Genomic DNA, 15,511 nt, shown 5'->3' with positions numbered 1-15,511 from the left:
TCTGCTAATTTAAAAATAAACATACTTAAAAAGGGCATACTATTGTTTCAAAATATGGGGGGGAATGTTGCATCTTGTTATAGGTTAGGCTATAACAAGATTTATACATAGTTAATGTTAGCAAATTTTAGATATACTTTAATAGTAAAAGGAAGGTGTTTTAAGAATCATTATCCATATACGAGGTATCACTATTTTCAATAGGATCTTTGTGTTGTTTTATGTATTCTGAAGGACTAATGCCGTATTCTTTATTAAAACATTTACTAAAGTACTTTTGATTATTAAAACCTGTTAAGTAGGCAACTTCAGAAATGTACATACTATTTTTCTTTAACAGTTGTTCGGCACGTTTTAGACGTATTTTTTTTATAAAATTAACAGGTGTTTCGTTCAGAATTACCTTTAGTTTTCTGTATAAATTTGCTCTACTCATTCCTACTTCTGCTGCGAGGTATTCTACACTAAATAAATGGTCTCCCATAGAACTCTCTACAATACCGACTAGTTTTTTTATAAATTTTTCATCATTAGATTCTACTTCAATTTCAGAAGGAGCTGCTGTAATTACTTTACTATATTCGTTTTTAAGCTGTTTTCTAGATACCAAGGTGTTGTTAACTTTCCATTTAACAAACTCCATACTAAAAGGTTTTTCTATATAATCATCGGCACCCATAGATAAGCATTCTATTTTTGTGTCAGGAGAATTTTTAGCAGTTAGCATAAAAATTGGAATGCTTTTAATTTTTGGATTTTGTTTTATTCTTTTTAACATAGAAATTCCATCTTCTACTGGCATCATAATATCACTAATAACCAATTTTGGTTGTTCTTTTAAGATAATATCATAGCCTTCTTTTCCGTCTGATGCTTCTAATATATTATATTGACCAACTAACTCTTCTTTAACCATTGTTCTTAATTCAGAATTATCATCAACAATTAAAATAGTAGGTTTTGTAATGTCTTTTGGAGTTGTTTTTTGATCGTATTCGGAAGAAATTTCTTCTATAACTTGAAATTCTGAATTTTTAATAAAGTTTTTTAATAACGGTGTACTTGTTTTTAAAATTTCATTTTTATGAAACCTTTTTTTACTAATTGGTAGGTAAAAAGTAAATTCGGTAAACTTGTTTTCTTCACTTTCTGCAAGAATAAGTCCATGGTGTCTTTCTATTAGTTTTTGAACCAATTCCATACCAATTCCTGTACCCGGAATTTGATTACTATAGGGTTTTGTTGCTTGGTAATATCTATCAAAAATATGTACTAAATCTTTTTCAGGAATACCTACTCCGTTATCTTTTACAATACATTTTATGTATTCGCTTTTAGGAAGGTTTAAATTAGTAAGCTCTTGGTCTTCTGTAGAAACTATTTTTGTTTCAACACTTATTTCTCCTCCTTCTTGAGTGTATTTGAAAGCATTTGATAATAAATTAAAAAGTATTTTTTCTAAAATATCTACATCATACCATGCTTTTTTAGCAGGTTCGTCTGAAGTAAAGTTGTATGTAATATCATAGATTTTTGCAAAATCATTAAAGGCATTTTTTATAATGCTTACATCTTTTATAATATCATTTTTAGAGATGTTTAATTTGAACTTTCCTTGGTCAAATTTTCGGATATCCATTATCTGATTTATAAGCCTGTGCATTCTTAATGTATTATTGTAAATACGTTGAGAGGTAAGTGGACTTAGGGTAAACTTTTTTTCTTTTACTACTTTTTCTATCGTACCAAGAATAAGTGATAATGGTGTTCTTAATTCATGAGAAATGTCTGTAAAAAAGATCATTTTCATTTTATTAAGCTCATTATCCTTTTCTCTACTCACAGTTTCTTTTACAAGGTTTTGTTTTAATCGGTACCATCTTCTAATTAATTTAATACTGATAAAAATGAGTATTACGCTAATTAGAAAGTAGGTTAAATAAGCCCAATTAGACCTCCAAATAGAAGGCATTATTTTAAAAGTTAGTTCTGTTGGTATTTCATTCCAAACACCATCGCTATTAGAACTCTTTACTTTAAATTTATATGTACCAGAAGAAAGATCATTGTAATTTGCATTTCTATTAGAAGCACTTGTGTATACCCAATAATTATTTAGACCTTCTAACATATAAGCATACTCATTTTTATATGGAGTTGTTAAGTCTAAAGAGGAAAAGTTTACTACAATATTGTTTTGATTATAAGGTAGCGTAATTGGTTCTTTTGCATCTACATTTAAGTGATTAGAAATGTGTAATTCTGAATTTATCTCGTTACTTTTTGTTGCTCCGAGTGTTGCAAAACTTGTGATTACTGTGGTTGGTAAGACACTTTTTTGAAAGAAATAATTGCTATGAACTGTGTAAAAACCTTCTGCACATCCAAAATAAATGGTGTTTTTACTATGGTTTGAAGCGCTAGAATTAAAACTAAACTGACTTTCTTTAATTCCGTCTTCAATTTTAAAGGGAATAAATTTTTCTGTTGTTAAATCAAAACGAACCAAACCATCTTGTGTGCTTAACCAAATATTACCATCGTAGTCTTCTTCTATAGATGAAATAGTATTAGATAAAACTCCATTTAATTTTCTAAAACTTTTAAAGCTATTTGTTTCTTTAACGTATTGGTTTAAACCGCCACTTCTTGTTCCAACCCAAATATTTTTGTTTTTATCTTCATACAAGCTTAAGATTGCATTAGATGTTAACTTATTTTCTATAGTTGGTGTATATTCTTCGATTGTTTCATTGTTTAAATCTACTTTATAGAGACCTTCTCCCCTTGTTCCTATCCATAAATTTTGATCTTCAGTTAAAAGAAAAACTGAGGTATGGTTTTTAGCCAGTCTTGTAATAATATCTTGTTTAAATTTAGATATCTCATTCGTGTTATTTATAATATCTACACCACCGTTCCAAAGTGCAACCCAAATTTCGTTTTTATTAATTACTTTAATATCAGTAATTTCATTTTTATAAGTTTTTAACTTTGTTAGTGCTAGCTTATTGGTGTCATTTTTATAAGGTTCAGATTCAAATAGACTATTACCTGATGTTATATAAAGTTTGTCCTTCTCATTATTAAATGAGATATGTTTAATATTACGGATTCCAGTTTCTATTTTTGTTGATGTGTTTTTTCTAGTATTATAAGTGTAAAGACCTGTATTCATACCTACTAAGATATTATTAGGAGCATAAAAGAGTAAGCAATTTGTTAAATCATTAGCTGTATTGTTAGGTGCTTTTATTTCGTTATACTCAAAAATAGATGTTCTTATACGGTATTTATTGATTCCTTTTAAAGAACCAATCCAAAGGTTACTATAAGTGTCAAAAACTATAGAGGTAATAAAGTTGTTTTTTAAGTTTCCGCTTTCAGACTCTTTAGAGTATCTGATAAAAGTATAATTGTTATTGTTTCTCGTTGCTTTAAATAATCCACTTTTAGTTCCTATCCATAAATCTTCATTATTAGGGCTTATTGCTAATGAGGTTAGTGTAGTTTGTTCTTCTTTAGAGTTGGTAAAATCTGGGTAATTTTCTAATCTTTCTAGCGCTAAATCTGCTTTATTATATTTTAAAATAAAAAAACCGTGAGGGGTAATTACAGCAAACCTATTGTTTCCAAGGTCTTTTACACTAACAATTTCTTCTTTAAAATTTGTCTCTGTGTAAGTGTTATCTTCATTTAAGATAAAAAAACCTTTGTTTGTAGCTATCCAATATCTCCCAAAATCATCTTCTATCAAAGAGTTTATCTGTGCCTTTAGTTTTGAGGCTGCAATACTGTTTGTATAGTTTTTTGTACTGTTTATTTTTTCAAAGTCTTTGTTACTATCTATTTTAAGTAGTCCTATTCCTTTTAATTGAACAAAAATTTTTCCGCTTTTACTTTTGTATAAAACTTCTGAAGTAATGTTTTTATTAAACCCTTTAAACTTATTTTCTTTTCTGTTAAAGTGAATCAAATAACTCTCACTACCAATCCATAAATTTTTGTGTTCATCTTCTACTATAGAATTAATACTATTATTAGGTAGCGAAAAAGGTTCAAAAGCATCTTGTTGATAAGACACTAAATTGTACCCATCATATCTAAATAGCCCATTATTACTTCCTATCCATAAGTAACCAATGCTATCTTCAAACAACACATTTATCTTTTTATTAAATGCAGAACCTTGTATTATTAAGTCATTAAAATAAGGTTCATTTTTTTGAGAGAAACTTATGGTAACAAAAGTTAGACATATAAACAGGAATATTTTTTTTAATAGTGGTTTACAGGTTATAATCTTTGGTAGTTTTATAATCATAAAGTTCATTATTAATAGTTTCTGTACGGGTACTATAATATTATCTATTTTACCTTAATTCTATAGATGCTTAACGGAGGGTAAATGTTGCATCTTGGTGTTGTTTATGTTGCAAAATTAGATTATTTGGGTTAATTTATTCCTTTTTTAGTGTTTTTTAATTAATTGAACCACTGATTTACTTCTCTTTGCATGTTTTTCTGTTGCTTTTTTTTCTAGTGCTTAGCAAGTTTTGTTAATTAAATTTTGGAAAAAGTATGAATAGATCGCTAGATATATAAGAGGTTGTAAAATGCAACAAAATTAGTGTCTGTAAAATGAGACGTTCAATAAGGTTGGAGATGTCTGTTGATACTGTGTTGGGATTTTAATGTTGCGTTTTTCAATTTTTTGTGATATTTGGCTAAAAATGCAACATTAAGAGGGTGTTTTGTATATTTTTAAATATTCTTTTAATAATATATTTGAACCTAGCGAATTTATTTCGTTATGCAAATCAGTAAATTAAAGTAAAATTAAAAGGAAATGAATAAAAGTTTAAAATTTCTCTCTTTAGCTTTGTTAGTCTTCACTGTGATTTCGTGTGGCTCAAAAAGTTCAACAGAAAAAAGTAGTTCGGAAGAAGTAGAAACGTCTTTAAGAAAACCAAACATTATCTATATTTTAGCAGATGATCTTGGTTATGGAGATTTAGGTAGTTATGGGCAGACAATGTTTAAAACGCCAAATATTGATAAATTGGTTACTGAAGGTTTAATGTTTACACAACATTACGCAGGTAATACGGTTTGTGCTCCTTCAAGATCTGCTTTATTAACAGGTCAGCATACAGGGCATACACCTGTTAGAGGAAACAAAGAAATTATGCCAGAAGGGCAATACCCAATTCCTGCGAATACATTTACTTTAGCCGAATCGTTAAAAAAAGGTGGTTATGTAACAGGTGCTTTTGGTAAATGGGGATTAGGATTTCCTGGTTCTGAAGGAGATCCTGTTAACCAGGGTTTTGATACTTTTTATGGATACAATTGTCAACGTTTAGGTCATAATTATTATCCAAACCACTTATGGTCTAATAGAGATTCTATTGCTTTAACAGGTAATGATAATGGTAAAAAAGAACAGTATGCTCCTATTTTAATTCAGAAAGAAGCTATTCAGTTTTTAGAAAAAAATAAAGACACTACTTTCTTTATGTATGTGCCTACTATTATTCCTCATGCAGAGTTAGCTGCACCAGAACACTTAATAGAAAAGTATAGAGGAAAATATTTACCAGAAAAGAAATTTAAAGGAACCGATAGTGGTCCGGAATTTAGATTAGGTAAATACGAATCTCAAGATGAATCTCATGCAGCTTTTGTGGCTATGATAGAAGTGATGGATACTCAAGTGGGTGAAATTATGGATAAAGTAAAGGCTTTAGGTATAGAGGATAATACTATTATTGTTTTTGCTTCAGATAATGGACCTCATGAAGAAGGAGGAGCTGATCCAAAATTTTTTAATAGTGCTGGTCCTTTAAGAGGAGTTAAAAGAGATTTATACGAAGGAGGAATTAGAGTGCCAATGGCTATTAAATGGCCAGGGAAAATTAAGCCAGGTACTAAAACAGATTTAATTTCTGCTTTTTGGGATGTATTTCCTACATTTTCTGAAATAGCAGGTGTAGAAGTTCCTAAAGGTTTAGATGGTATTTCTTTCTTACCAACATTATTAGACAAACCAGAAGAGCAAGTGCAACATGATTACTTGTATTGGGAATTTCACGAAAGAGGTGGAAGACAAGCAATAAGAAAAGGAGATTGGAAAGCTGTAAAATATAATGTATTAAAGAAACCAAATGCACCAATGCAATTGTTTAATCTTTCTACAGATATAGGTGAAAAAAATAATATTGCAGATCAACACCCAGAAATAGTTACTCAAATGAAGGCTTTGTTTTTAGAAGCAAGAACTCCTTCTGATGTGTTTACTTTTAATCAAGTTTCTTTTTAAAAAGAGAAGCTTAAAATAAAATAATAAGATTTTACTTGTAGTTAGAAATTCTATGTTTCTAACTACAAGTATATTTTTAAATAGATAAAAATTAATTCTTCTTTCTGTTTATGATTTTAAAAAACACCTTTTTTATTGCGTTATTTAGCCTTCTTTTGGTAAGTAATATTTGTGCTCAAGATTTAAAAAAGATAAATATTACTACCAATAATGGTCATGCTATAAAAAAAGGAGCAAGTGGCTTTAATGTTCGTATAGCAGACAAAATTTGGAGTTATACACATCCAGATTTTGTACAATCTGTAAAAGAATTAAAACCAGGTTGGTTGCGTTATTTTTCTGGCACCATGGGCGATGCTTTTAGCAGTGCAACTGGTCAGTATGATTTAGATTATATTTCTATGTTAGATAAACCAAAACCATTTTTAAAAGGACATAGATATGTAAAAGTAAAAGGACCACACAGAGTTATTGATTTGTATGAACTTTTAAGTGAAGTAAACGGTAAATTAATTATTACTGTAAATGCGTTTACAGAGTCGCCAGAAATGATTTTAGAATTGGCTCGTTTCTGTAAAAATAACAATATAGAAGTAGCTGTTTGGCAATTTTGTAACGAACCTTATTTTTACGTTCCAAACAGAAATAGATTTTGGTGGAATGATGGTTTTGACTATGCTGCTAAAATGAAACCTTATGCAGAAGCAATTCAACAAGTTTTTCCGGATGCGCAATTAACCCTTAATTATACTTGGGATGGCGTTTGGACTTTTATGAAAGAAATTAACCAATATCAAAAAGAACATGGAGTATATTGGAATGTGTTTTCTAAACATTCTTATGCGCCACATACAGGGAAAAAAGATACGCAAGAACAAGCTTACAAACGTGCAAATACCAAATTATTAGAAGCAACTTCTAGTGCTGCAATGTCAGAGATAGAAGATTATACTTGGAAAGATGTGCCAATGGTAATTACAGAATTTGGTGTTTGGAACAAACCTTTAAATGGTATTTATTCTAGTATTTATAATATTGAATATGTAATGCGTCAATTAGCACATACAAATACACAATATGTAGGTGCGCACGAGGTAAGTAACAAGTATTATCCAGGTAAAGGAATGGGGAATGTGGTAGAAAATGCATTCGAGAATAAGTTAAAAATTGAAACAGATACGGTTTTAACCGGTATCCGAAGAGATTTAGAAGGTAAAGCGTATAAAATTTATAATGAAGCTGTTAATAATTCAGAATACTTATATCATGTAGAAATTGCCAACAATGTACAAGTTGATGGTTTAAAGAATACAAAAGTAAACGGAATGTTTGCGCAAGGATATAAAGGGAGTAACGGCTATAATTACTTAGTGCTAAGTAATAGAAGTGCTGTTGCAAATCAATATCAAATTAATATTGATGAAAAGTTGTTGAAAGACAATTTATTGGTGACTTATATTGCTGCAGATTCTTTAAACGCGAGAGATACAGAAATTAAAGAAATTCAAATTAAAAACGGAATTCTATCTGTAAAACCATTTAGTTTATCGGTTTTAAAATGGAAAACGGATTCGTATAAATTAGAGCAACCAACCATTTATAAAGCTACCGTAGAAAAAGAAGGAGTTTTATTAAAATGGGGCGCTATCGCAAAAGCGAAATCCTATAAAATTCATTATGGTACGGATGCTTCAAACTTAAGTGAAACTATTAATGTACCTGCTACGAATACTTTTTTAGTGAACGGATTACATCCGAAGAAAAAATACTTTTTTAGTGTTGAAGCACAGAATGATGAAAAAATTAGTGAGCTATCTAACGCAGTTTCTGTAACATATCAATTACCTATTAAACCTGAAGTTTTTAAAGTTTCAAGAAGAGATAATAGTGTCACTTTATTCTGGAGAAGTGTACCAAATGCAACGAGTTATTTAATTAACTATGTTGATGCAAACAATAAAAGTATTGAAATAGATACAGACAATGTTTTTGGATATAGAATAGAAGATTTAAAAGACAATACAAATTATCAATTTACAGTTACCGCATACAATGGTTTGGGTAAAAGTATTTCTTCAGAAAAAGAAAAAGTATTTGTTTCGTCTAGAGTGCCATATAGTCCTAGAAATGTGTCTGCAATACATAGCGCATCAAATTCAATTGAAGTAAAATGGCATCCTAATAAAGAGATATTACCAAATACGTATTATAATGTATATAGAGGTACAGAATTACATGAGTTTACAAAAGTAGCAAGTGGCATAAAAGATACTGTTTATGTAGATGCTTCTATTAAAGAGAATACGCAATATTATTATACGGTTAAAGCAGAAACAGAAGTTGGTGAGAGTAATTTTCATCCTAATATTGCTACCGCTTTTTCAATAGAAAAAAATAATCAGGTTAAAATTCAAGTTGTAGAAACTCAAAAAGAAGGGTATTTGGTTAAAGTAGTTTTAAATCAATTAAAATTAAAACCAGAAGATTCTTTCGGAGCAATTATTAACAATGTTTCTTACTTAAATGTAGAGCATATTAAAATTTCAGGAATCCCAGACGTAGAAAGGAATAAATCTTTTCATGTTTTTATTCCTAATTCAAAAGTAAAAGTAAATTCAAAATACGCTATAAAAGCCTTTGTTGTAAAAGGTGGTAAGCAAATTGAAAGTGCCATTGTAAATCAGTTTATAAGTAAAAATTAAACCAACACTTAATTATCTATCAAAATGAAAAAATCTTTATTAATCATTATTGCCTTAGTTGCTACTTTCACTTCTTGTGATAAGGGCGACACAAAACCTATTTATGTAGCTGATAAATGGGAAAATCCAGAATGGGAAAATCCAGAAATTTATCAAATAAATAGAGAAGAGCCAACAGCTTCTTTTTATAAGTACGCAGATGATGCAGCAGCTTTAAAAAATGAAAGTTGGAAAAATTCATCTTTATACAAATCTTTAAGCGGAACTTGGAAATTTTACTATGCAGATAGTGTACAAGCAAGACCAACAGATTTTTATAAAGCAGGTTTTGATATTTCTCAATGGGATGATATTGAAGTACCATCTAACTGGGAATTAAAAGGACATGGAATTCCTATTTATACAAACAGAACGTATATGTTTCCTCCAAACCCACCATTTATTCCTCATAACTTAAACAATAATGGAAGTTATAAAAAGGAATTTGAAGTTTCTGAAGACTGGGATGGAAAAGACATTTACTTACATTTTGAAGGTGTAAGTGGTGCTATGTACATTTGGTTAAACGGACAAAAAGTAGGTTATAATGAAGGTAGTAAAACTGCTGCTGAATTTAAAATAACAGACCTTGTTAAAAAAGGAAAGAATGACTTAGCAGTGCAAGTTTTACGTTGGTCTGACGCAAGTTATATGGAAGATCAAGATTTCTGGAGATTAAGCGGTATTGAGCGTGACGTATATGTGTACGCTGCCAATAAAGTAACTTTAAGAGATTTTAGAGTAACGTCTGATTTAGAAAACGATTTTAAAGATGGTATTTTTAAAGTAGATTTAAAAGTTGATAACAACACTGCAGAGGCAACTCAGCAAGAAGTAAAAGTACAATTATTAGATGGTGATAAAGAAATTTATGCAGCTACTAAAAACGTACAATTAGCAAAAGGAAGAAACGTTGTTGATTTTGCAAAAAATATTCCTAATGTAAAAACTTGGAACGCAGAACACCCTAATTTATACACACTTTTACTAAGTGTAAACGGAGAATCTACTTCTATAAAAGTAGGGTTTAGAAACATTGCTATTAAAAACATGCAGTTTTTAGTAAACGGAATGCCAGTATTATTAAAAGGAGCAAACTTACACGATCATAGTGATACAGAAGGACACGTTATTTCTGAAGAATTAACCTTGTTAGATATGAAAGTGATGAAAGAAAATAACTTAAACGCAATTCGTTGTAGTCATTATCCTAAAAACCCACACTTTTATAGATTGGCAGACAAACACGGTTTTTATGTAATTGATGAAGCAAATATTGAAACGCATGGTATGGGTACTACCAACCAAGGTTTAAATAACAATAAGAAAGATCAGGCAGTGCATCCAGCATATTTACCACAATGGAAAGGAGCGCACATGGACAGAACAATTAGAATGTTTGAGCGTGATAAAAATTACCCTTCAATTATAACTTGGTCTTTAGGAAATGAAGCTGGGAATGGTGAAAATTTTGTTGCAACTTATAATTATTTAAAAGAGCAAGACGATACCAGACCTACACAATATGAAGGAGCTACTCAGTATGATAATACAGATATTCAAGCGCCAATGTATTGGACAATTGATAGAATGGTACAATATGCAGAAGGAAACCCAACACGTCCATTAATTCAGTGTGAATATGCACATGCAATGGGTAATAGTGTAGGTAATTTACAAGACTATTGGGATGTTATTGAAAAGTATGATATTATGCAAGGTGGTTTTATCTGGGATTGGGTAGACCAAGGTATTTTAACAAAAAATGAAGAAGGCGAAGAGTTTTGGGCGTATGGTGGAGATTTAGGTGCTGGTCACTTACATAACGATAAAAACTTCTGTTTAAACGGAATTGTAAATCCAGATAGAACAGCACATCCTGCTTTATATGAAGTTAAAAAAGTATACCAATACATTAAGTTTAAAGAAGTAAATATTAAAAAAGGAGAAATCGAAATCAAAAATATTTATGATTTTACAAACTTAAATACGTTAGATTTCTCTTGGACTTTACTTAAAAATGGAGAAGAAGTAGCAAATGGTGCATTGCCAGTTTTAGATATTGCTCCTTACACTACTAAAAAAGTAAAAATCGATTTACCTAAATTAGACGATGCAATTGCAGAATACCATGTAAATGTATATGCTAAAACTAAAACTGCTACAGGTTTATTGCCAGCAGGTCATGAAGCAGCGTATGAGCAATTTGCACTTACAAGCCCTAAAACTAAAACTGTTTTAGCTAAAAATGATGGTTCTTTAAAAGCAGATGCAGATGCAACTTCTATTAAAGTTACAGGTAACGGATTCAACTTGGCTTTTAGTAAAGAAAACGGTGAGTTAACTACCTTAGATTATGGAAACGGTAATGTATTGTTAAAAGGAATTAAAGCTAATTTCTGGAGACCAACTACAGATAATGATTATGGTTTTAAAATGGGGAAAAAAATGGGTGTTTGGAAAGAAGCTTCTAACAACCAATCTTTAACATCTATAGAAAGTAAAACAACTGCTGATAATACTATTTTGGTATCTGCAACGTATGCATTAAGTCCTGTAAAAGGAAAATTAGTTATTGATTATACGATCGATGCAGCTGGTAAAATTTTAGTGAACACTACGCTTTCAGAAATTAATACAGAATTACCAGTTTTACCAAGATTCGGAAACAACTTTGTAGTTAAAAACGAGTTTAATAATGTAGAGTGGTTTGGTAGAGGTCCTTTCGAGAATTACCAAGATCGTAAAACAGCTGCTTTAGTTGGATTGTATAATGCTCCAGTAAAAGATTTATATTTCGCTTATATTCGTCCGCAAGAAAATGGGTACAAAACAGACACACGTTGGGTAACATTTAAAAACGGATCTGGAACAGGAATAAAAGTAACAGCTACAGATTTAATTTCTTTTAGTGCACATCATCAATATAATGAAGATTTTGATGCAGGAAACGAAAAACAACAACGTCACACTACAGATATTAAACAAAGAGATTTAGTAAACATCAATATAGACTACGGTCAAATGGGTGTTGGTGGAGATACAAGTTGGGGTAGAATGCCTCATAAAGAGTACCAAATTAATGCTGGTAATCTAAGTTATAGCTACACCATAGAAGCTATAAAATAAGAAAAGTAAATTTATAATGAGGTTGTCTAAAAAGGAATAAATCTTGTCATACTGAACTTGTTTCAGTATCTCAACTTACTGAAGTTTAAACTTCATAAGAATCTGAAATAAATTCAGATTACAAAACACCTTTTTAGACAACCTTATTTTAGTAAAATAAGTATGCTTAACAACATTTAGAATTTAAAAGATATGCGTATAAAAAATTTAATAATCCTTTTTGTTTTTAGTTTTATATTCTCTGGTTTTTCAACCGATAAAAACCCTAAAGATAAAATTGTACAGCGACTCAGTTTTGATAGCAATTGGAAATTTATTCAGCAAGATATTGCAGGTGCAGAAAAAGTATCTTTTAACGATGCTTCTTGGAGAACCTTAAACTTGCCACATGATTGGAGTATAGAAGGTGAGTATAGTGAAGAAAACCCAATGGGAGCCGGTGCAGGGTATTTACCAGCAGGTTTTGGTTGGTATAGAAAAACCATTACAGTACCAGAGAATTGGAAAGGAAAACACGTAGAAATTGCGTTCGACGGTGTTTTTATGAATAGTACGGTTTGGGCAAACGGACAAGAATTAGGAACAAGACCTTATGGTTGGGTTTCTTTTGCGTATGATGTTAGCGAAATAGCAAAAACATCTAAAACAATTACGTTTGCAGTTCGTGTAGATAATGACAAACAACCTGCTGCACGTTGGTATACAGGTAGCGGAATTTATGCACATACTTGGATTGATATTAAAAACAATACACATGTTAAAAGAGATGGAATTTTTCTTAGAACAGAAGATGATAAAGTTTTTGTAGAAACAGAATTATTCACCAAAGAAGATGCTGGTAAAGTAACGTTAATAACTTCTATTATTGATAAAAATGGTGTTGAGGTTGCTTGTGATAAAGACAAAATTAAATTAGAAAAAGAAGCACATGTAAAAACGGAGTTAAGTATAGAAAATCCAAATTTATGGTCTGTAGAATCTCCTTATTTATACACTTTAAAAACGGAAGTAGTAGTCGGTAAAAAAGTAGTTGATATTGTAGAAACAAAATTTGGAGTACGTGATATTGAATGGATTGCAGAATCTGGAATGTGGATTAACGGTAAAAACGTAAAATTACAAGGAGTTTGTAATCATCAAGATGCAGGAGCCTTAGGAGCTGCAGTACCTTATAAAATTTTGAAGTTTAGAGTACAACAGTTAAAAGATATGGGAGTAAATGCGATTAGAACTTCGCACAATCCGCAAACGCCAGAATTTTATGACATCTGTGATGAAGTAGGAATGATGGTTATGGATGAGATTTTTGATGGTTGGAAAAAGAAAGCCAAAAATGATTACGGCGCGCATCATTTTGATGAATGGTGGAAACAAGATTTAACAGATTGGATTAAGCGTGATAGAAACCATCCTTCAATAGTTATTTACAGTGTTGGTAATGAAACTGGTGGTCCAATTGGGAAAGATTTAGTAGCAACTTGTAATCTTTTAGATCCTACAAGACCTGTAACTTCTGGTCATTCTGGTTCAGATCACATGAATGTTTTAGGAATAAACGGAGGTAGTGAAAAGAAAGGATTTATGGAAAATCTAGCAAAAAATCCGAAGGATAGAGTTTTTATAGGTACAGAAAACACACATACTTGGCAAGTTAGAGGGTATTACAGAACTAAAACTTGGTATAGAGATGGATTTCCAAACAGAAATAACACCTACGAAATTCCTGATTTAACTGAAAAAGAAGTTTTTACTCACGATTGGATTCAAGAATCTGGTAGAAAAAATAGAAAACAAATATTTAATTCTAGTTATGACAATGCAACTGTACGTGTGTCATCAAGATTAAGTATTGAACAATTGCGTGATGTTCCTGCTTATGCTGGTTCTTTTAGATGGACAGGTTACGATTATATTGGAGAAGCTGGTTACGTGCATGGTGGTTGGCCTTTTAAAGCTTTTATGGGAGGAGCAATTGATTTAGCAAATTTTGAAAAAGACTTGTTTTACTTATATCAAAGTCAATGGACAACAAAACCAATGGTTCATATTTTACCACATTGGACACATCCAAAAGTAGCGTTAGATACTGAAATTCCGGTTTGGGTATATTCAAATACAGAAGAAGTAGAATTGTTTTTTAATGATGTTTCTTTAGGAAAACAAAAACCAGGAACCGCATGGGATGAAATGCAATGCCAATGGATGGTAAAATGGCAACCAGGAACATTAAAAGCAGTTGGGTATAAAGATGGTAAAGTAGTTTCAGAGAAAATTATTAGAACTGCAGATCAACCTTCTAAAATTAAATTATCTGTAGACGGAGAAGCGTTACAAAATAGTTTAGATGATATTGTTCAAGTACGTGTAACAACTACAGATGATAAAGGAGAGTTTTATCCGTATGGAGAAAATAGAACTTATTTTAATGTGTTTGGTGGAGGAAAAATAAAAGCACTAGATAATGGAAGTCCTGTAGATGTAGAACAACATGTTGGACCAAATCATAGAGTAGCATTTTACGGATTAACACGTGCGTATATTTCTGCGACTGATGAAAAAGGAGCTGTTAATTTATTAGCAAGTTGTATTTTAGGAGAGAAAAAATTAATCACTTCTAATAAAGTAAGTATCGATACAGAAATGATCAATTTAAGAGGAAATAAAATCAACCCTAAAATTGAAGTGTATTATACTACAAACGGAAATACACCGACAACAAATTCTAGTGTTTATAATGGTGCTTTTGATATAGAAATAGAAACAACCGTAAAAGCATTAATTGTTGTTGATGGAAAAGAGACACAAATTTTAGAAGAGAAATTCGGGCAAAGTGAAGGTTTTACTTGGAATGAAACTTTAGAGAATTTAGGGCAAATTGGTGAACAAGCAGAAGAAGCAACGTTAGTGAATGCAACAGTTTCATTAAAAGGAAAAAACTTTAACGGAAAAGGTTTTGTAAGTCTTGCTAAAAAAGGAGCTTCTATTTCTTGGTATCAAGAAAATGATGGAAGTGCAGGTAATGCAGAATTAACGATTCGTTATAGCACCAAAATTAAAGATAAATCTGGAGCTTACATAAAAGTAATTGTAAGTGATAAAGTTGTTCGTAAAGAGGTTTTATTATCTAATACGCAGCATTCTGGTAATAACTGGAAAACGGTTAAAATTCCGATTAAGATTGGCCGTGGAGCAAACACAATCTTGATTGAGTCTTTAGGAAATGATGAGGTTTTAATTGATGAAATTCTGATAAAGTAAATTTTTAAAGGAGTAATAAAACTTTTGTTTATTTTGATATAAGCAAATGTAAAAGAGGTTA

Annotated in this window: 5 protein-coding genes; 4 read left to right on the top strand and 1 reads right to left on the bottom strand. The window is 30.8% G+C overall.

Translation table 11 applies throughout. The features are described from left to right. Positions 1–160: 160 nt before the first annotated feature. Positions 161–4,324 (bottom strand): hybrid sensor histidine kinase/response regulator transcription factor, encoded by a 4,164-nt coding sequence (locus GQS57_RS04155; RefSeq protein WP_165731331.1) that lies wholly within the window; start codon positions 4,322–4,324, stop codon positions 161–163. Between the two features lie 525 nt (positions 4,325–4,849). Here GQS57_RS04155 and GQS57_RS04150 point away from each other — a divergent pair. The 4 genes from GQS57_RS04150 (at position 4,850) to GQS57_RS04135 (ending at position 15,450) form a co-directional block, all read left to right on the top strand. Then, entirely contained in the window at positions 4,850–6,322 is a 1,473-nt protein-coding gene (locus tag GQS57_RS04150) for an arylsulfatase (RefSeq protein ID WP_165731330.1), read from the top strand. A 110-nt stretch (positions 6,323–6,432) separates the two neighbouring features. Next, a complete protein-coding gene (locus GQS57_RS04145; RefSeq protein ID WP_165731329.1) occupies positions 6,433–9,024 on the top strand; it encodes a fibronectin type III domain-containing protein in 2,592 nt (863 codons plus the stop codon). A gap of 24 nt (positions 9,025–9,048) precedes the next feature. Beyond that, complete coding sequence (locus GQS57_RS04140; protein WP_165731328.1) at positions 9,049–12,192, top strand: glycoside hydrolase family 2 TIM barrel-domain containing protein; 3,144 nt, start codon at positions 9,049–9,051, stop codon at positions 12,190–12,192. A gap of 192 nt (positions 12,193–12,384) precedes the next feature. Beyond that, positions 12,385–15,450: a glycoside hydrolase family 2 TIM barrel-domain containing protein gene (locus GQS57_RS04135; protein WP_165731327.1), complete on the top strand. Its 3,066-nt coding sequence runs from the start codon at positions 12,385–12,387 to the stop codon at positions 15,448–15,450. Positions 15,451–15,511: the final 61 nt, after the last annotated feature.

Origin of the sequence: Polaribacter sp. 20A6 (assembly GCF_011378915.1) — a bacterium.
Lineage (GTDB): Bacteria > Bacteroidota > Bacteroidia > Flavobacteriales > Flavobacteriaceae > Polaribacter > Polaribacter sejongensis.
Note: the sequence above shows the minus strand (reverse complement) of the source record. Positions and strands in the feature narration are given on the sequence as shown.

Excerpts from the sequence above, each read along its gene's own strand:
- GQS57_RS04155 (WP_165731331.1), bottom strand. The coding sequence starts at position 4,324 with ATGATTATAAAACTACCAAAGATTATAACCTGTAAACCACTATTAAAA.
- GQS57_RS04150 (WP_165731330.1), top strand. The coding sequence starts at position 4,850 with ATGAATAAAAGTTTAAAATTTCTCTCTTTAGCTTTGTTAGTCTTCACT.
- GQS57_RS04145 (WP_165731329.1), top strand. The coding sequence starts at position 6,433 with ATGATTTTAAAAAACACCTTTTTTATTGCGTTATTTAGCCTTCTTTTG.
- GQS57_RS04140 (WP_165731328.1), top strand. The coding sequence starts at position 9,049 with ATGAAAAAATCTTTATTAATCATTATTGCCTTAGTTGCTACTTTCACT.
- GQS57_RS04135 (WP_165731327.1), top strand. The coding sequence starts at position 12,385 with ATGCGTATAAAAAATTTAATAATCCTTTTTGTTTTTAGTTTTATATTC.